Raw genomic sequence first — 19,481 nt, forward strand, 5'->3', positions numbered from 1 at the left:
ACGGAAAAAACCATGTTCACATTGCTCGTCGATTTCGCGGACAAAATCTCGTTCTTCAACGTCTTCCGCTACATCACTTTTCGCACCGGCGGCGCGCTGATCACGTCGGCGCTGATCGTCTTCATCTTCGGGCCGACGATCATCAATTCGCTGCGCCTGCGGCAAGGCAAGGGCCAGCCGATCCGCGCCGATGGCCCGCAGACCCATTTCAAGAAGGCCGGAACGCCGACCATGGGCGGGCTGATGATCCTGTCCGGCATCATCGGTTCGTCGCTCTTATGGGCTAACCTGTCCAGCATCTATGTCTGGGTGGTGCTGCTGGTCACCGTCGGCTTCGGCTCGATCGGCTTTTACGACGACTATCTCAAGGTCACCAAGCAGTCGCATCTGGGCTTCTCCGGCAAAGCGAGGCTGGCGATCGAGTTCATCGTCGCGGCAATCGCCGCGTGGGTGATCATGCACAACGGCCAGGCGCCGTTCTCGTCGTCGCTGACTTTCCCCTTCGCCAAGGAATTCCTCATCAACCTCGGCTGGTTCTTCATCCCGTTCTCCTGCTTCGTCATCGTCGGCGCCGGCAATGCGGTGAACCTGACCGACGGCCTCGACGGTCTGGCGATCGTGCCGATCATGATCGCGGCGGCGTCCTTCGGCGTCATCGCCTATCTTTCGGGCAACGCGGTCTTCGCCGAATATCTGCAGATCCACTTCGTTCCCGGCACCGGCGAGCTCGCCGTCGTGCTCGGCGCGGTAATCGGCGCGGGCCTTGGCTTCCTCTGGTTCAACGCGCCGCCGGCCGCGATCTTCATGGGCGACACCGGCTCGCTGGCGATGGGCGGCCTGATCGGCACCATCGCGGTCGCCACCAAGCACGAGATCGTGCTGGTCATCGTCGGCGGCCTGTTCGTGGTCGAGATCCTGTCGGTCATCATCCAGGTCGGCTACTTCAAGATGACCGGCAAGCGCGTTTTCCTGATGGCGCCGATCCATCACCATTTCGAAAAGCTCGGCTGGACCGAAAGCCAGGTGGTGATCCGCTTCTGGATCATTGCCGTCATCCTGGCGCTGGTCGGCCTCTCCACGCTCAAGCTGAGATAGGACACCGCTTGATCCCCGCCTTTTCCTTTTCAGGCAAACGCGTTTCGCTCTTCGGGCTTGGCGGCTCGGGGATCGCCACCGCGCATGCGCTGATCGCGGGGGGCGCCGAGGTGCTGGCGTGGGACGACAATCCGGACAGCGTCGCCAAGGCGGCGGCCGCGGGGATTGCGACCGGCGATCTGCACGCCGCCGACTGGCAGCACTTCGCCGCCTTCGTTTTGTCGCCAGGGGTACCGCTGACGCACCCCAAGCCGCACTGGACGGTGGAGCTCGCGCGCGGCGCCGGCGTCGAGGTCATCGGCGATATCGAGCTGTTCTGCCGCGAGCGCATCAGCCGCGCGCCGGCAGCATCTTTCGTCGCGATCACCGGCACCAACGGCAAGTCCACGACGACGGCGCTGACGGCGCATATCCTGAAATCGGCGGGCCGCGACACGCAGATGGGCGGCAATATCGGCCGTGCCATCATGACGCTCGATCCGCCCGAGCCGACACGGCATTATGTGGTCGAGTGCTCGTCCTACCAGATCGATCTCGCGCCCTCGATCAATCCGACCGCCGGCATCCTGCTCAACCTGACGCCGGACCATCTCGACCGGCATGGCACGATGGCGCATTACGCCTCGATCAAGGAAAGGCTGGTCGCCGGCTCAGACACCGCGATCATCGGCGTCGACGATTCCTGGTGCGCCCAGATCGCCGACCGCCTGGAGCGCGCCGGCCGGCAGGTCATCCGCATTTCCAAGCGCCTGCCACTGACCGACGGCTATTTCGCCGACGGCACCAATCTGATGGAAGCCGTGCATGGCCGCTACAGCCGCGTCGCCTTCCTCGAAGGCATCGGCTCGCTGCGCGGCCAGCACAATGCGCAGAATGCGCTGGCCGCCGTTGTCGCCTGCCTGAAGGTCGGGCTCGAGCTTGGCGAGATCCAGGCCGGGCTCGAAAGCTTCCCCGGGCTGGCGCACCGCATGGAGCAGGTCGGCCGCAAGGACCATGTGCTGTTCGTCAACGATTCCAAGGCGACCAATGCCGATGCTGCAGCGCCCGCGCTGTCGAGCTTCGCCAACCGTATCTACTGGATCGCCGGCGGCCTGCCCAAGGAAGGCGGCATCGAGCCGCTGCGCGGCTTCTTCCCGCGCATCGCCAAGGCCTATCTGATCGGCGAGGCGGCGCCCGCCTTTGCGGCGACGCTCGGCGAGACGGTGCCTTACGAGATATCCGGAACGCTGGCGGCGGCGGTCGAGCATGCCGCCGCCGCCGCGGCAAAGGACACCGGCGGCGAGGCCGTGGTGCTGCTTTCGCCGGCCTGCGCCAGTTTCGACCAGTTCAAGAATTTCGAAGTTCGCGGCGAAGCCTTCAGGCAAGCTGCGACTGCTATAGATGGTGTGAAACCCATCGGAGGGCCACGTTGATGCAAAGCCGTCTCGACAAAAGTCCTGTCGCAACCTGGTGGTGGACGATCGATCGCTGGTTCCTGGCCGCGTTCCTGTCGCTGATGGGACTTGGCATTATCTTGTCCTTCGCGGCGAGCCCTGCGGTGGCCGAGCGTATCGGCCTCGACAGCTTTCACTTCGCCACCAGACAGGTCATCTTCACCATCCCGGCGCTGATCGTCATGCTTGCGGTCTCCTTCCTGGAGGCGCGGCAGATAAGGCGCATGTCGCTGGTGATGCTCTGCATCATGCTGGTGCTGATGGTGGCGGTGCTCTACGTCGGCGTCGAGGTGAAGGGGGCGCGGCGCTGGGTGTCGCTCGCCGGGCTTTCCATTCAGCCATCCGAATTCCTGAAGCCGGCCTTCGTCGTCATCTGCGCCTGGCTCTTTGCCGAGCATAAGCGCCAGCCCGATATTCCCGGCAACCTGTTCGCCCTCCTGCTGCTTGTGCTGGTGGTCTCTCTCCTGGTCGCTCAGCCCGACCTCGGCCAGACCATGCTGGTGACCGGCACATGGGGTGTCATGTTCTTCATGGCCGGCCTGCCGTGGCTGTGGATCATGGCCCTCGGCGTCATCGGGGCGAGCGGCCTGTTCGCGGCCTATTCGGTGTTCCCGCACGTTGCCTTGCGCATTGACAAGTTTCTGACCGGCGAAGGCGATACCTTCCAGGTCGACATGGGCCGCGAGGCACTCATCAACGGCAGTTGGTTCGGCGTTGGGCCGGGCGAAGGAACCGTCAAGCGCATTGTTCCGGATGCTCATACCGACTTCGTCTTCTCGGTCGCGGGCGAGGAGTTCGGCCTCATCATGTGCTTCTTTATCATGTCGATCTTCGCCTTCATCGTGCTGCGCGGCTTGAGCATCGCGCTCAAGGAGCAGGACGATTTCACCCGCTATGCGGTCGGCGGCCTCGTCACCGTCTTCGGCCTGCAATCGGCCATCAACATGTGCGTGAACCTGCAACTGATGCCTGCCAAGGGCATGACGCTGCCCTTCATCTCCTATGGCGGCTCCTCGCAGATCGCCATCGCCGTCTCGATGGGCATGGTGCTCGCATTGACGCGCAAGCGTCCGGAAAAGCGCAAGCAGATGGGCTTCGTCCTCTCGCAGCGCGCAATGCCGGCGGAATGAGGCAGAATGGCGAAGGGTGTCATCCTGCTTGCAGCCGGCGGAACGGGCGGACATCTGTTTCCGGCCGAGGCGCTGGCGCATGAGCTGATCGAACGCGGCTGGAAGGTGCATCTCGCCACCGACCGTCGCGCCGAGCGTTATTCCGGCCAGTTTCCCGCCGCCGACATCCACGCGATCGCCTCGGCGACGCTGGGATCGAGGAATCCGGTCGCGGTGATCTCGGCCTTCTGGAAAATCTGGCAGGGCGTGCGCGAAGCAGGAAGAATCATCGCCAGGATCAAGCCGGAGGCGGTCGTCGGCTTCGGCGGCTATCCGACACTGCCGCCGCTCTATGCGGCGACAAGGCGAAGAGTGCCGACGCTGATCCATGAGCAGAACGCCGTCATGGGCCGCGCCAACAAGGCGCTTGCCAGCCGCGTCGATGCGATTGCCGGCGGCTTCCTGCCGGAGGGCGCGAGCGCTGACGGCGCAAAGACGGTGACCACCGGCAATCCGGTCAGGCCGCAGGTCCTCGAGGCGGCGAAAACGCCTTACGTGGTACCGAACGAGGGCGAGCCGTTCCGCTTCCTGGTGTTCGGCGGCAGCCAGGGCGCGCAGTTCTTTTCCGATGCGGTTCCGGCAGCGATCGCGCTTTTGCCGCAAGACCAGCGCAAGCGGCTGGCGATCACCCAGCAGGCGCGCGCCGAGGATGTGGCGCGGGTGAAGGCCGCCTATGCCGAACTCGGCGTCGACGTCCAGGTTTCGCCCTTCTTCACCGACATGGCGGCGCGCATGGGGGCAGCGCATCTGGTGATGTCGCGCTCCGGCGCCTCGACGGTTTCGGAAATCGCCGTCATCGGCCGGCCGGCGCTGCTGGTGCCTTATCCGCACGCGCTCGATCACGACCAGGCGGCGAATGCCGCGGCCCTTGCCGCCGCCGGCGGGGCCGAACTCCACCCGCAATCGACGCTGTCGGCGGAGCGGATCGCCGAGTTGGTCGGTGGGCTGATGAAGGCTCCGAACCGGCTGGCGACCATGGCCGCCGCCGCCCGCTCGGCCGGGAAACCGAACGCGGCGCAGTTGCTCGCCGATCTGACAGAGGCTATTGCGTCCGGCAAAACGGTTTCGGACTACAGGAGGACGCGCGCATGAAGATGCCGCAGACGATCGGCCTTGTGCATTTCATCGGCATCGGCGGCATCGGCATGAGCGGCATCGCCGAGGTGCTGCACAATCTCGGCTACAAGGTGCAGGGGTCCGACCAGACCGACGGCGCCAATGTGCAGCGGCTGCGCGACAAGGGCATCGAATGCTTCGTCGGCCACAAGGCCGAGAATCTCGGCGACGCCGAAGTCGTGGTCGTTTCGACCGCTATCAAGAAATCCAACCCGGAACTGAAAGCCGCGCGCGAGAAGTTGCTGCCGATCGTCCGCCGAGCCGAGATGCTGGCCGAACTGATGCGCTTCCGTCAGGCCGTTGCCATCGGCGGCACGCATGGCAAGACGACGACCACCTCCATGGTGGCGACGCTGCTCGAGGCCGGCGGGCTCGACCCGACCGTCATCAATGGCGGCATCATCAACGCCTACGGCACCAATGCGCGCATGGGCGATGGTGAGTGGATGGTGGTCGAAGCCGACGAGAGCGACGGCACCTTCCTGAAGCTGCCGGCCGACATCGCCGTCGTCACCAACATCGATCCCGAGCATCTCGACCACTATGGCAGCTTCGACAAGGTGCGCGAGGCCTTCCGCCAGTTCGTCGAGAACGTCCCGTTCTACGGCTTCGGCGTGATGTGCACCGACCACCCGGAAGTGCAGGCGCTGGTCGGCCGCATCGAGGACCGTCGCGTCATCACCTATGGCGAGAACGCGCAGGCCGATGTGCGCTTCACCAACCACCGGATGCAAGGTGCGATCTCCGAATTCGATGTCGTGATCCGCGATCGCAAGGGGCGGGGCACGACTTCGATAAATGATCTGCGCCTGCCGATGCCCGGCCGGCACAACGTCTCCAACGCGACGGCGGCGATTGCCGTCGCGCATGAGCTTGGCCTCTCGGCCGAGGCGATCAAGAAGGGCCTGTCGTCCTTCGCCGGCGTCAAGCGGCGCTTCACCCATACCGGTTCGTGGAACGGCGTCGAGGTGTTCGACGATTACGGTCACCATCCGGTCGAGATCGCGGCGGTGCTGAAGGCCGCGCGCAGCGCGACCAAGGGGCGTGTGATCGCCATCGCGCAGCCGCATCGCTTCACCCGCCTGCACGATCTCTTCGAGGAGTTCTCGGTCTGCTTCAACGACGCCGACACGGTGATGGTGGCGCCGGTCTATGCGGCAGGCGAAGAGCCCATCGAAGGCGTGACCTCCGACGCGCTGGTGTCGCGCATCCGCTCGGGCGGCCATCGCGACGCGCGCTATATCGATGGCGCGGCGGCGATCGCGCCAGTCATTCGCGAGCTTGCCAAGCCTGGCGATTTCGTCGTCTTCCTCGGCGCCGGCAACATCACGCAATGGGCCTATGCGCTGCCCAAGGAACTGGGTGGGACGCCCTCATGATGCGTGGCCAAGACCTGATCGACAAGCTCGGCGACAAGCTTTCCGGCCTGCGCGGCCGTATCACGCCGAACGCGGAGATGGACAAGATCACCTGGTTCCGGGCCGGCGGCCTGGCCGAGGCGCTGTTCCAGCCGGCCGACGAGGAAGACCTGGCGGCCTTCCTGCGCGCGGTGCCGGAAGAGGTGCCGGTCACGGTGGTCGGCGTCGGCTCGAACCTTCTGGTGCGCGACGGCGGCATTCCGGGCTTCGTCATCAGGCTCTCGGCCAAGGGTTTTGGTGAGGCCGAGGTTGTTTCGTCGATCGGCATCAAGGCGGGCGCTGCTACGCCCGACAAGCGCCTCGCAGCGGTTGCCCACGAGGCCGGTATCGGCGGCTTCCATTTCTACCACGGCATCCCCGGCGCCATTGGCGGCGCGCTCAGGATGAACGCCGGCGCCAACGGCGTCGAGACCCGCGAGCGGGTCGTCGAGGTGAGGGCGCTGGACCGCAAAGGCAATCTCCATACGTTGCTCACTGACGATATGGGCTATGCCTATCGCCACTCATCCGCGCCTTCCGGCCTGATCTTCACCTCAGCTATTTTCGAAGGGTTTCCGGAGGACAAGGCCGCGATCAAGACCGCGATGGATGCCGTGCAGAACCACCGCGAGACGGTGCAGCCGATCCGCGAGAAAACCGGCGGCTCGACCTTCAAGAATCCGGAAGGCACCTCGGCCTGGAAGGAAATCGACAAGGCGGGCTGCCGCGGGCTGATGATCGGCGGCGCGCAGATGTCGCCGATGCATTGCAACTTCATGATCAACACCGGCACGGCAACCGGCTACGACCTCGAATATCTCGGCGAGACGGTGCGGGCGCGGGTGCTTGAGAATTCCGGCATCCGGCTGCATTGGGAGATCAAGCGCCTCGGCAATTTCCGCCCCGGCCATGCGGTGCAGGAGTTCCTCGGGCAGCTCCTTTAGCTTGGGCTGAAGTTCATGTGATACTTGAACTTCCAGCAATCTGAAATGGCCGTAAAACCGTTGCCTTAAAGACTCACAATTCACTTTTTGCGGCTGTTTTCGCGGAAAGTGAATCTCTCGGAATCATAGGCACTTGCCAGCGAATCAACTCTCTGATTCTCTGCCCTAAAGCGTTTCCTGATTTGAGTCGTTCGACGCGTGAATCCGCGTTTTCCGTCTGGGGGGCAACCTGCCGGAAGACTCGGACTCAATGTTTGGAAATACGGTGCGGGAATATCGGTTGCAGACCCGGCGTGAGAGGGGATGACGGGAATGAAGAACAAGCATGTGGCTGTCCTCCTGGGTGGATTCTCCTCGGAGCGGCCCGTGTCTCTGTCCTCGGGGAAGGCGTGTGCGGATGCGCTCGAGAATGAAGGCTATCAGGTCACCCGTGTCGATGTTTCGCGCGATGTCGGGTCTGTGCTTGCCGAGCTCAAACCCGACGTCGCCTTCAATGCGCTGCATGGTCCGTTCGGCGAGGACGGCACCATTCAGGGAATTCTCGAATATCTCGGAATTCCCTACACCCATTCGGGCGTGCTCGCTTCGGCGCTGGCCATGAACAAGGAACTGGCCAAAAAGATTGCCAAGGCGTCCGGCATTCCGGTCGCGGAATCCAAGGTGGTCAACCGCTTCGCCGTCCAGAACAAGCATCCGATGAGGCCGCCTTATGTGGTCAAGCCGGTCAATGAGGGATCGAGCTTCGGCGTGGTCATCGTGCATGAGGGGCAGTCGCATCCGCCTCAGGTGATCGGTTCGACCGAGTGGCAATATGGCGAGACCGTCATGGTCGAGCGCTACATCCATGGGCGCGAATTGACCTGCGCGGTGATGGGCGACGTGGCGCTCGGCGTCTGCGAGATCATTCCGACCGGGCATTCCTTCTACGACTACGATTCAAAATATGTTCCCGGCGGATCAAAACACGAAATCCCTGCTAAAATTTCACCGAATATTTACCAAAAAATACAGACACTGGCGCTCAAGGCTCATCTTGCCATTGGTTGCCGGGGCGTTTCCCGATCGGACTTCCGTTACGACGACCGTCACTCCGAAAACGGCGAGGTTGTCTGGCTCGAGGTCAACACTCAGCCGGGCATGACGCCGACGTCTCTGGTGCCTGAAATCGCCGCGCAAGCGGGGCACTCGTTCGGCGATTTGTTGAGTTGGATGGTGGAGGACGCTTCGTGTCTGCGTTGAGGTGGGGACAGGGTAATGGCGGTGGCGCGGCTGGTTTCGCGCTGTTCGGCATGTCGCTGTCATTCGACCGTTTCGTATTGCCGCGTCAGCTCCGCCGGCCGATGCGCGTCCTGGCGCGCCTGTGCGGCGGCGAGTATGAGGCGCCGCGCTTTTCGGCGGCGATCCTTTCCGCCGCGTTGATCGCATCCAGCAGCGCCTATGGCGCCTATCTTGGCGGCTACACCGACAGCATCGTGCAGGGCATCACGGCCCGCACCGGTTTTGCCGTCGACCAGATCAAGGTGGTCGGCAATCGCCAGACGTCCGAGATCGATGTGCTGGACCGGCTCGGCCTCGACGGCTGGACCTCGCTGATCGGCTTCGATGCCGAGGCTGCGCGCGAGCGTATCGCGACGCTGCCATGGGTCGAGGGTGCCGCTGTGCGCAAGATCTACCCGCATACGCTGGAAGTGCGCATCGAGGAGCGCCAGCCCTTCGCGCTTTGGCAGCAGGGCACCTCGGTTTCTGTCATCGAACGGTCGGGCGAGATGATCGCGCCGTTCTCGGGTGGCAAGCAGGCGCTGCTCCCGCTGATTATCGGCACGGGCGCGCCGGCGATGGCGCCGGCCTTTCTCGCCAAGATCGAGCGCTACCCCGCGCTGGCGGCGCGGGTCAAAGGTTACATCCGTGTCGGCGAGCGCCGCTGGGACCTGAGGCTTGAGAACGGCATCACGATCAAGCTGCCGGAGGACGACGAGGACCAGGCGATCGCTGAGCTCGTCAAGCTCGACCATGACAACGGGTTGCTGACCCGCGACATCGCCGCCGTCGACATGAGGCTCCCTGACAGGCTGGTCGTGGAGCTTTCGCCGGAAGCGGCGACGCAGCGCGAAGCCGCGCTCAGCGAAAAGCCGAAGAACCTGGCCAAGCGCAAGGTGGAGAGAAAGATATGAGCTGGCTTGGCGGCAGCGGTGACGCTTCTTCGCGCCGGTCGGGCACGCTCACGGTGCTCGATGTCGGGTCCAGCAAGGTTTGCTGTGTCGTGGCGAAGCTCAAGCCGAACGAGGACGGCAAGCTTCTGCGTGGGCGTTCGCATCGCATCCAGGTGATCGGCATCGGCCACCAGAAGTCGCAAGGCGTAAAGTCCGGCGTGGTGGTGGATCTCGATCGCGCCGAGCATGCGATTCGCCTCTCCGTCGATGCGGCCGAGCGCATGGCCGGGCTCACGGTCGATTCCCTCATCGTCAACATGACGGCCGGCCGGCTGAAGAGCGAAGCCTTTTCGGCGACGATCAATCTCGGTGGTCATCAGGTCGAGGAAGTCGACATCAAGCGGGTGCTCGCCGCCGGTGCCAAGCAGGCGCTGCGGGCCGAGCGTGAGGTGATCCATTCGCTGCCCGTCGGTTTCTCGCTCGATGGCGAGCGCGGCATACGCGACCCGCGCGGCATGGTGGGCGATGCGCTTGGCGTCGACATGCATGTCTTGACTGGCGATGCCGCACCGATGCGCAATCTCGAGCTTTGCATCAACCGCTCGCATCTGTCGGTCGAGCGCATGGTGGCGACGCCCTATGCCAGCGGGCTTGCCTCGCTGGTCGACGACGAGCTCGAAATGGGCGCCGCCTGCATCGATATGGGCGGCGGCACGACGACAATCTCGGTGTTCTCGGAAGGCAAGTTCGTTCACGGCGACGCCATCGCCATCGGTGGCAACCATGTGACGCTCGACATGGCCAAGGGCCTGTCGACCTCGCTTGATGCCGCGGAGCGGCTGAAGGTCATGCATGGCTCGGCGCTGCCCGGCAGCGCCGACGACCGCGACCTCGTCTCGATCCAGCCAATCGGCGAGGAAGGCGATGTGCCGCTGCAGATTCCGCGCTCGGTGATGACGCGCATCATCCGCGCCCGCATCGACGAGACACTGGAGCTTTTGCGCGACCGGCTGAACAAGTCCGGCTACGGCAATGCCGTCGGCAAGCGCGTCGTGCTCACCGGTGGCGCCAGCCAGCTCGCCGGCCTGCCGGAAGCGGCGCGCCGCATCCTCGGGCGCAATGTGCGCATCGGCCGGCCGCTCGGCGTCGCGGGCCTGCCTGAGGCGGCCAAGGGACCGGCGTTCTCGACCCCGGTCGGACTGATGATCTATCCGCAGATGGCGAGCTTCGAGAGCCATTCGGCGAAAGGACTTTCCGGTTTCAGGATGACCGGGACGGGCGGAAAACTGCATCGCATGAGTCAGTGGTTGAGAGACAGTTTTTAATTTGACGGGGACAGCCCCATAGGCGGCCGCAGCGGCGAGGCGGCGGGAAAGGCAAAGGACGGAGACAATGACCATCAATCTGCAGAAGCCGGACATCACCGAGCTTAAGCCCCGTATCACCGTGTTCGGTGTCGGCGGCGGCGGCGGCAATGCCGTGAACAACATGATCACAGCCGGCCTGCGCGGCGTCGAGTTCGTGGTGGCCAATACCGACGCACAGGCGTTGACCATGTCGAAGGCCGAGCGGCTGATCCAGCTCGGCGCGCATGTCACCGAAGGCCTCGGCGCCGGCTCGCAGCCGGAAGTCGGCCGCGCGGCGGCGGAAGAGTGCATCGACGAGATCATCGATCATCTCTCCAACACCCATATGTGCTTCGTCACCGCCGGCATGGGCGGCGGCACCGGCACGGGCGCTGCTCCGGTCGTTGCCCGCGCGGCGCGCGAGAAAGGCATCCTCACCGTCGGCGTCGTCACCAAGCCGTTCCATTTCGAAGGCCAGCGCCGCATGAAGACGGCCGACATGGGTATCGAGGAGCTGCAGAAGTGCGTCGACACCCTGATCGTCATCCCCAACCAGAACCTGTTCCGGCTGGCCAATGACAAGACCACCTTCGCCGATGCCTTCGCCATGGCCGACCAAGTGCTCTATTCGGGCGTCGCCTGCATCACCGACCTGATGGTCAAGGAAGGCCTGATCAATCTCGACTTCGCCGACGTCCGTTCGGTGATGCGCGAGATGGGCAAGGCGATGATGGGCACGGGCGAGGCTTCGGGCGAGGGCCGCGCGATGGCAGCGGCGGAAGCCGCGATCGCCAACCCGCTGCTCGACGAAACCTCGATGAAGGGCGCCAAGGGCCTGCTGATCTCGATCACCGGCGGCCGCGACCTGACCCTGTTCGAAGTCGACGAGGCAGCGACCCGCATTCGCGAGGAGGTCGACCAGGACGCCAACATCATCCTGGGCGCCACCTTCGACGAAGAGCTGGAAGGCGTGATCCGCGTGTCGGTCGTCGCCACCGGCATCGACAAGTCGGCGGCCGAAATCGCGGCTGCGCCGATCTCGATCCGCGCGCCGCAGAAGCCGGCCGCCCGCCCGGCGGCGGCTCCGGTTGCCGAAATCCGCCCCGCGCCGGTTCAGCCGCAAGCCTACGAGCCGCGCGCGGCCGATCCGGTCGCCGAGGCGATCCAGCTTGCCGAGGCGAACGCTGCTGCCATGGCACAGCCGCGCGCCGTGCCGGTCGACGACTTCCGGCCGCAGAGCAAGATCTTCCAGGCCCCGCCGGCCCAGCCGCAGCCGCAGCCGGTGGTGCCACAGCAGATCATGCAGCAGCCCGCGCCGCAGCGCGAGATGCCGCAGCCGATGGCCGCTGCCCCGCAGCGCATGCCGCGCGTGGAGGACTTTCCGCCGGTGGTAAGGGCTGAAGTCGAAGCCAAGGCCCGTCCGGCGGACCATGAGAACAGCGGTCCGATGGGGCTGATCAAGCGGCTGACCAACGGCCTGACCCGCCGCGAGGAAGAGCCGGCCCGGCTCCAGCCGGCGCAGCCACGCGAGCCGAAGCTGCGCCAGGCCGCGCCCGAGATGCGCCGTCTCGCCAGCCAGGATCCGCAGCTCTACGCGCCGCGTCGCGGCCAGCTCGACGATCAGGGCCGGCTGACACCGCAGGCCCGCACTGTCCAGGAAGACGACCAGCTGGAAATCCCGGCTTTCCTGCGCCGCCAGGCCAACTAACAATACGGCGGACCGGCCGATCGTCGATACGGGCCGCCGATCGTTAACGATATATAACGGTTGTTAACAGGCAGACGAGGTATCGTCTGCCTGTTGCTTTTATAAAATTCATTGAAAACAGCGGCTTATGAGCTGCTTCTGACACAGTCCCGCAGTTACACGGGGAAAGAAACCGTGATTTGGAGTCTCCAAAGCGGGCCATTATCTTCGCCACGGACTAAAGTCGGTTTGCCGGGATTCGGGGAGTAGCCCTGCCTGCCGATCACACAGAGCCGCATGCTCTTGACTATTTTGCCGCCTTTGTGCGAGCGCCAGACCATTCGACTGGCTGCAAGATACCCAAGGCCGATGGAGCGGACGCAGGCATTTTGGGCGTATGGGGTTACTCTTGCACGACTATCAGACGACAGTGAAATCGCGCGCGAGGCTGGCTGGCATCGGCGTTCATAGCGGCAAAACCGTCACCGTTCATTTCCTGCCGGCCGACGCCGACACGGGCATCGTCTTCCATCTTTCGAACGGCGGCGAAGCCCGAGAATTCCGCGCCCTGGTCGCCGAAGTCGGCGCCACGGATCTATGCACCATGCTTGGCGATCCGACCGGCGAGCATATCGGCACCGTCGAGCATCTGATGGCCACCGTGTTCGGTCTTGGCATCGACAACCTCATCATAGAAATCGACGGTTCGGAAGTCCCTATCCTCGATGGCAGCGCCATGGCCTTCGTCGAAGCCATCGACCAGGCCGGTATCGAGACGCTGGCGGTGAAGCGTCGCTACATCCGCGTCGTCAAGCCGGTGCGGGTGGAAGCCGGTGCGTCCTGGGCGGAGTTCCGCCCCTATGACGGCACGCGATTCGAGATCGAGATCGATTTCGAGAGCCCGGCGATCGGCCGCCAGCAATTCGCTTCCGACATCAATCCCGACATCTTCCGCCGCGACATCGCGCGGGCGCGAACCTTCGGCTTCATGAAAGACGTCGAGCGGCTTTGGGCCGCCGGCTACGCGCTTGGCTCCTCGCTGGAAAACTCGCTGGTCATCGGCGACGACAACCGCGTCATCAATGTCGGCGGGCTGCGCTATCCCAACGAATTCGCCCGCCACAAGACGCTCGATGCGATGGGCGACCTGGCGCTGGCCGGCGCGCGCTTCATCGGCTGCTTCCGCTCCTATCGCGGCGGCCACCGGATGAACGCCTCGGCGCTACGCCGGCTGCTTTCCGACCACACGGCCTTCGAGATCGTCGAAACGAGGCGCCGCGAGCGCGGCCGCGTCGCCGAGATGATCGCCGTCAGCCGGCCGGTCTACGCACCCTGGGTGATCTGATTTTTAACCGTTTTCTGGCTTTGTGGTCAGGCTTGTGTTGCATGGCTGCATCACAGGGGTGTCAAAACGCGCGGCTTTGGCCACAGCGTGGGCTTGCCACAAAAATGTGCGATTGGCCGGACATAGCGTTGCCGGGCAAGGGGATAATGGTTTAAGGCTTCGGCCCGGACCGAAACGACGCCGAAGGGGCGGAATCCAAACATGTTTTTTTCGCGAGTTGGTCGATCGATAACGCCGCGTCGGCGTGTTTTGCTGGCGCTGTCGGTGATTGCTCCCGCGCTCGTGCTGTCGGCCTGCATGTCCTCCGAGAAGGATGTCAACCTGGCGACCTATGTCGACCAGACCGAGCCGGCCGACGTTCTCTACAACCAGGGCCTGGCCAACATGAATGCCGGCCGCCTCGACGAGGCGAGCAAGAAGTTCGACGCGGTCGACCGCCAGCATCCCTATTCCGAATTCGCCCGCAAATCGATGGTGATGGGCGCTTTCGCCGACTACCGCGCCGGTAATTATGACGAGGCGATCGGTTCGGCCAAGCGCTACCTGACCCTCTATCCCTCGACCGACGACGCGGCTTACGCGCAGTACATCATCGGCCTCTGCTACTATCGGCAGATCAAGGACGTCACCCAGGACCAGAAGGAAGCGCGCCAGACCATCCAGACCATGCAGGATCTGGTGACGCGCTGGCCGAACTCGGAATATGTCGGCGACGCCAAGGACAAGATCCGCTTCGCCAACGACCAGCTCGCCGGCAAGGAGATGCAGATCGGCCGCTACTATCTCGAGCGCCGCGAATACATCGCCGCAGTGAAGCGGTTCCGCACCGTGGTCGAAAACTATTCCAACACCCGCCATGTCGAGGAGGCGCTCGCGCGCCTGACCGAGTCCTACTATGCGATGGGCCTGACCTCGGAAGCGCAGACGGCCGCGGCGGTGCTCGGCCACAACTATCCGGACAGCTCGTGGTACAAGGATTCCTACAAGCTCCTGCAGAGCAACGGGCTTGAACCGCGCGAAAATGCCGGGTCGTGGATTTCCAAGGCCGGGAAGCTGATCACCGGCGCCTGAAGCTTGCGATGCTGTCCAGACTGTCGATCCGCGATATCGTCCTGATCGAGAAGCTGGACATCGACTTCCTGCCTGGGCTTTCGGTGCTGACCGGCGAAACCGGCGCCGGCAAATCCATCCTGCTCGATGCGTTGTCGCTGGCGCTTGGCTCGCGCGGCGATGCCTCGCTCGTCCGCCATGGCGCCGCGCAAGGCCAGGTCATCGCCGTGTTCGACGTGCCGCGCAACCATCCAGCACGCGCGTTGCTCGCCGGGAACGATATCGAGGACGATGGCGACATCATCCTGCGCCGCGTGCAGACGGCCGATGGCCGCACCCGCGTCTTCGTCAATGACCAGCCCTCCAGCGTCACCCTGATGCGCGATGTCGGCCGCGCGCTGGTCGAGATCCACGGCCAGCATGACGAGCGAGCGCTGGTCGATCCCGGCGCGCATCGCGAATTGCTGGACAGTTTCGGCGGCCATCTGGGCGCCGTGCGCGGCACGGGCGAAGCCTGGCGGTACTGGCGAAACTGCGAGCAGGAGCTTTCGCGGCATCGCGCCAAGGTCGAGGCGGCGGCGCGCGAGGCCGATTATCTGCGCGCTTCCGTCGCCGAGCTCGCAAAGCTGGACCCGCAGCCAGGCGAGGAAACGGAGCTTGCGGAATTGCGCGCGACGATGATGCGCGTCGAAAAGATCGCCACCGAAATCCATGATGCGCAGGATGTGCTGTCGGGGCCGTCCTCGCCCTTGCCGCAGCTCGCCAGCCTGTTGCGGCGGCTGCAGCGCAAGTCCAGCGAAGCGCCCGGCCTGCTCGACGATGTGGTCAAATCGCTCGATGAAGCGATGATCTCGCTCGACGCCGCGCAGTCTGGCGTGGAAGCAGCGCTTCGCGCCACCGAATATGATCCGCAGCGTCTGGAGAAGGCGGAAGAGCGTCTGTTTGCGCTGCGCGCCGCCTCTCGCAAGCACAGTGTCGCGGTCGACGATCTGGCGCAACTGCGCGACACGATGGTGGCCGATCTTGCCGATCTCGATGCCGGCGAGGAACGGCTGCACGCGCTGGCCAAGCAGGCCGCCGCGGCGCGCGAGGCCTACGATATTTCCGCGGCGCAGCTTTCGTCGCTGCGCCATGCGGCGGCTGGGGGACTGACCAAGGCGGTGATGGCGGAACTGCCGGCGCTCAAGCTCGAGCGGGCCGAGTTCATCGTCGAGATGGGAAGCGATGCCGAAAGCCGCATGGAAGAAGGCATCGACCAGGTCGAATTCTGGGTGCGGACCAATCCAGGCACACGGCCGGGGCCGATGATGAAAGTCGCCTCGGGCGGCGAGCTCTCGCGCTTCCTGCTGGCACTGAAGGTGGCGCTTGCCGATCGCGGCTCGGCGCCGACCCTGGTGTTCGACGAAATCGATACCGGCGTCGGCGGCGCGGTGGCCGACGCCATCGGCCAGCGGCTGGCGCGGTTGTCGAAGCGGGTGCAGGTGCTTTCGGTCACACATGCTCCGCAGGTCGCGGCACGCGCCGCGACGCATTTCCTGATCTCGAAATCCGGCGGCAAGGAGCGTGTGGCCACCGGTATTGTCGAAATGGACCGCGCCGCGCGCCAGGAAGAAATCGCGCGCATGCTGGCCGGCGCCACCATCACCGACGAGGCCCGCGCGGCGGCGGAGCGGTTGCTGCGCGAGAATACCGCGGCGGCTTAAGATTTCTGGACGCTGGCAGGCTGAGTCAGCAGATGGCTGCATCCCGCTGTTCAGCAATGATTTCTTCGCAACCCGACTCCCTCGCAGCGAATCCTGATTTATAGTGGCCCGCCACAATTCGAGGACCGCGTTTCATGTCGGAAAAACCAGTCGAATCGCTGACCGAAGGCGAGGCCGCGGAGGAGCTGAAGCGGCTGGCGGCGGAGATCGCCGAGCATGACCGGCGCTATCATGCCGAGGATGCACCGACGATCACCGATGCCGAATATGACGCGCTGCGGCGGCGCAACCTCGCTCTTGAAGAGCATTTTCCTGGCCTGATACGTGAGGATTCGCCGTCGCTGCGGGTTGGCGCCGCGCCCGCGGAGGGCTTTACCAAGGTGCGGCACGCGGTGCCGATGCTCAGCCTCGCCAAGGCCTACACCGACCAGGACGTTGCCGATTTCATCGAGCGCGGCCGGCGTTTCTTCGACCGCGACAAGGACCTCGATATCGCCTTCACCGCCGAGCCGAAGATCGACGGGCTGTCGGCTTCGCTGCGTTACGAGAACGGCGTGTTCGTGCAGGGCGCGACGCGCGGCGACGGTGCCGTCGGCGAGGACATCACCGCCAATCTGAAGACGATTGCCGATATCCCGAAGACGCTGAAGGGGTCGGGTTGGCCGGAGACAATCGAAATACGTGGCGAAGTCTACATGACCTATGCCGAATTCGAAGCTCTGAAGCAGCGCTCGGCAGCGGTCGGCGGCCAGGATTACGTCAATCCGCGCAACACCGCTGCCGGATCGCTCCGCCAGAAGGACCCGTCGGTCACCGCCAGCCGCAATCTGAAATTCTTCGCCTATGCCTGGGGCTACACGACGACGGATCCGGCTCCCACCCAGTACGATTCGGTGCAGAAATTCGCCGAGTGGGGGTTCAAGGTCAGCCCGCTGATGGTGCGGGCGAAGTCGATCGACGAACTCATCGCGCATTACCATCGCATCGAGGAGCAGCGCTCCTCGTTGGGCTACGACATCGACGGCGTCGTCTACAAGGTCGACCAGCTGGAGCTGCAACGCCGCTGGGGTTTCGTCACCGGCGAGCCGCGCTGGGCGGTCGCCCACAAATTCCCGGCCGAGCAGGCGATGACGACGGTCGAGAAGATCGACATCCAGGTCGGCCGTACCGGCACGCTGGCGCCGGTGGCGCGGCTGGCGCCGGTCACAGTCGGCGGCGTGGTGGTAGAGAACGTCACGCTGCACAACGAAGACTACATCAAGGGTTTCGACAGCAACGGCCAGCCGATCCGGGACGGCATCGACGTGCGCATCGGCGACACGGTGGTCATCCAGCGGGCAGGCGACGTCATCCCGCAGATCGTCAGCGTCGTCGTCGACAAGCGGCCGGCCGGCGCGGTGCCTTATGAATTCCCGCATACCTGCCCGGTCTGCGGCTCGCCGGCGACGCGCGAGATCAACGAGAAGACGGGCAAGGAGGATTCGCGGCGGCGCTGCACCGGCGAGTTGATCTGCGCCGCGCAGGCCGTGGAGAGGCTGCGCCACTTCGTGTCGCGCGGCGCGCTCGATATCGAGGGCTTGGGCGCGGAAAACATCGACCTCTTCTTCAATTCGGGGTTGGTGAAGACGGCCGCCGACATCTTCACGCTGAAGGATCGCCGCCCGGCCGTCACCAAGGCGCTGGCCGAGCGGCGCGAGGAGCAGGCTCGGCTGCGCGAGGAAGCTTCGGGCAAGACGCGCAAGAATGTGCGCAGCGTCGAGGAGCGCAACTATGAAGGTCTCGACAAGCTGTTTTCGGCCATCGACGCGCGCCGCGAGCCGGAGCTCGACCGCTTCATCTTCGCGCTCGGCATCCGACATATCGGCGAGACAACGGCGGCCGTGCTTGCCCGCCAGTTCTCGACAATCGAGGAATTGATCCGCGTCGGCAAGGAGACGGCGAAGGCGGAGGATCCGCACACCGTCTTCCCGTCGATCAACGGCATCGGCGACACGGTGATCAACGCGTTGCGCGACTTCTTCGGCAATGAGCGCAATGACGATGTGTTGGATGCCTTGCTCGCGCAGGTTCATCCGAAACCCTACGTCATGGAAATCTCGGCCGGCAGCGAAGTCTCCGGCAAGACGGTGGTGTTCACCGGCTCGCTGGAAAAGATGACGCGATCCGAAGCCAAGGCGATGGCGGAGCGGCTCGGCGCCAAGGTCGCGGGTTCGGTTTCCGCCAAGACCGACCTGGTGGTGGCGGGTCCGGGCGCCGGCTCGAAGCTGAAAACTGCGAGCGACCTCGGCATCGAGGTGATCGACGAGGATACCTGGCTGCAGCGCATCGGCAGGGCCGGCTGATGACTGGCGCGTTCAAGGGTTTTGGGCAGAAGGCCATTCAGTTCTTCAAGGCGCTCGACTTCCACCAGAGCCGCGAGTGGTTCCAGGAAAACCGCGACCTCTTCGACAGCGAGCTGCACGGGCCGTTCTGTGATCTTGTCGAGACGCTCACCGAGCGTTTCGAGGCGGCCAAGCTCGGTCTGCGCGGCGACCGCAAAAAGTCGCTCTTCCGCATCAATCGCGACGTGCGCTTCGCAAAGGACAAGCGGCCCTACAACCGGCACTTGTCGGCGATCCTCTCGCCCGACGGCAGCAAGATGTCGCAAGGGGTCTTCTATGTGCATATCGGGCTGGAGCGCTGCTTTGCCGGTGTGGCCTGGTGGCAGCCAGCGCCCGAACTGCTGCAGGCGATGCGCAAGGCGATCGTGACCAAGCCGGCCGCGTTCCGCGGCATGGTCTCGTCGCTCGAGAAGGCCGGCCTGGCACTCGATCCGGAAGACCGCCTGAAGCGCGCGCCGCGCGGTTTCGAGGATGTCGGCGACGAGGATCTCGCCCAGGCGGTGCGCAACCGGCATTTCGTCGTCCGGCACGACATCGATCCGTCGACGATCCATTCGCCGGCGCTGGTCGACGATCTCGTCGATTTCACGCTTGGCGCCAGGCCGCTGCTCGACTGGGGCAGGGCGATCCAGGGCACGGCCGTGGCGGCTTGACGCCGTCGTCCG

The 19,481-nt window shown here is 64.5% G+C and carries 15 protein-coding genes; all 15 read left to right on the forward strand.

Annotated elements, in window-relative coordinates; all coding sequences use genetic code 11:
• Positions 1-12: 12 nt before the first annotated feature.
• The 15 genes from mraY (at position 13) to FJ414_RS10080 (ending at position 19,469) form a co-directional block, all read left to right on the forward strand.
• Positions 13-1,095, forward strand: a complete 1,083-nt coding sequence (mraY, locus tag FJ414_RS10010; protein ID WP_140644041.1) for a phospho-N-acetylmuramoyl-pentapeptide-transferase — start codon at positions 13-15, stop codon at positions 1,093-1,095.
• Positions 1,096-1,103: 8 nt separating this feature from the next.
• Complete coding sequence (gene murD / locus FJ414_RS10015) at positions 1,104-2,507, forward strand: UDP-N-acetylmuramoyl-L-alanine--D-glutamate ligase (protein WP_140644044.1); 1,404 nt, start codon at positions 1,104-1,106, stop codon at positions 2,505-2,507.
• Positions 2,507-3,658 (forward strand): putative lipid II flippase FtsW, encoded by a 1,152-nt coding sequence (ftsW, locus tag FJ414_RS10020; protein WP_140644047.1) that lies wholly within the window; start codon positions 2,507-2,509, stop codon positions 3,656-3,658. The genes murD and ftsW overlap by 1 nt, the downstream gene beginning before the upstream one ends.
• Positions 3,659-3,664: 6 nt before the next feature.
• Positions 3,665-4,789, forward strand: coding sequence for an undecaprenyldiphospho-muramoylpentapeptide beta-N-acetylglucosaminyltransferase (gene murG, locus FJ414_RS10025; RefSeq protein WP_140644049.1), 1,125 nt, complete (start codon positions 3,665-3,667; stop codon positions 4,787-4,789).
• Entirely contained in the window at positions 4,786-6,192 is a 1,407-nt protein-coding gene (gene murC / locus FJ414_RS10030; protein ID WP_140644051.1) for a UDP-N-acetylmuramate--L-alanine ligase, read from the forward strand. Before murG ends, murC begins: the two co-directional genes overlap by 4 nt.
• A complete protein-coding gene (murB, locus tag FJ414_RS10035) occupies positions 6,189-7,154 on the forward strand; it encodes a UDP-N-acetylmuramate dehydrogenase (protein ID WP_140644053.1) in 966 nt (321 codons plus the stop codon). The genes murC and murB overlap by 4 nt, the downstream gene beginning before the upstream one ends.
• Before the next feature lie 312 nt (positions 7,155-7,466).
• Positions 7,467-8,393, forward strand: a complete 927-nt coding sequence (locus FJ414_RS10040) for a D-alanine--D-alanine ligase (RefSeq protein WP_140644055.1) — start codon at positions 7,467-7,469, stop codon at positions 8,391-8,393.
• Complete coding sequence (locus FJ414_RS10045) at positions 8,381-9,325, forward strand: cell division protein FtsQ/DivIB (RefSeq protein WP_140644057.1); 945 nt, start codon at positions 8,381-8,383, stop codon at positions 9,323-9,325. Before FJ414_RS10040 ends, FJ414_RS10045 begins: the two co-directional genes overlap by 13 nt.
• Entirely contained in the window at positions 9,322-10,629 is a 1,308-nt protein-coding gene (gene ftsA, locus FJ414_RS10050; protein ID WP_140644059.1) for a cell division protein FtsA, read from the forward strand. Before FJ414_RS10045 ends, ftsA begins: the two co-directional genes overlap by 4 nt.
• A gap of 67 nt (positions 10,630-10,696) precedes the next feature.
• Entirely contained in the window at positions 10,697-12,358 is a 1,662-nt protein-coding gene (ftsZ, locus tag FJ414_RS10055; protein WP_140644061.1) for a cell division protein FtsZ, read from the forward strand.
• Between the two features lie 376 nt (positions 12,359-12,734).
• Entirely contained in the window at positions 12,735-13,682 is a 948-nt protein-coding gene (gene lpxC / locus FJ414_RS10060) for a UDP-3-O-acyl-N-acetylglucosamine deacetylase (protein ID WP_140644063.1), read from the forward strand.
• Positions 13,683-13,883: 201 nt separating this feature from the next.
• On the forward strand, positions 13,884-14,753 hold the full coding sequence (locus FJ414_RS10065; protein ID WP_140644065.1) for an outer membrane protein assembly factor BamD: 870 nt from the start codon (positions 13,884-13,886) through the stop codon (positions 14,751-14,753).
• A gap of 8 nt (positions 14,754-14,761) precedes the next feature.
• Positions 14,762-16,435 (forward strand): DNA repair protein RecN, encoded by a 1,674-nt coding sequence (gene recN / locus FJ414_RS10070; protein WP_140644067.1) that lies wholly within the window; start codon positions 14,762-14,764, stop codon positions 16,433-16,435.
• A gap of 134 nt (positions 16,436-16,569) precedes the next feature.
• Positions 16,570-18,777, forward strand: a complete 2,208-nt coding sequence (gene ligA / locus FJ414_RS10075) for an NAD-dependent DNA ligase LigA (RefSeq protein WP_140644071.1) — start codon at positions 16,570-16,572, stop codon at positions 18,775-18,777.
• Positions 18,777-19,469, forward strand: a complete 693-nt coding sequence (locus FJ414_RS10080) for a TIGR02453 family protein (RefSeq protein ID WP_140644078.1) — start codon at positions 18,777-18,779, stop codon at positions 19,467-19,469. The genes ligA and FJ414_RS10080 overlap by 1 nt, the downstream gene beginning before the upstream one ends.
• Positions 19,470-19,481: the final 12 nt, after the last annotated feature.

Origin of the sequence: Mesorhizobium sp. B3-1-6 (genome assembly GCF_006439555.1) — a bacterium.
GTDB lineage: Bacteria > Pseudomonadota > Alphaproteobacteria > Rhizobiales > Rhizobiaceae > Mesorhizobium.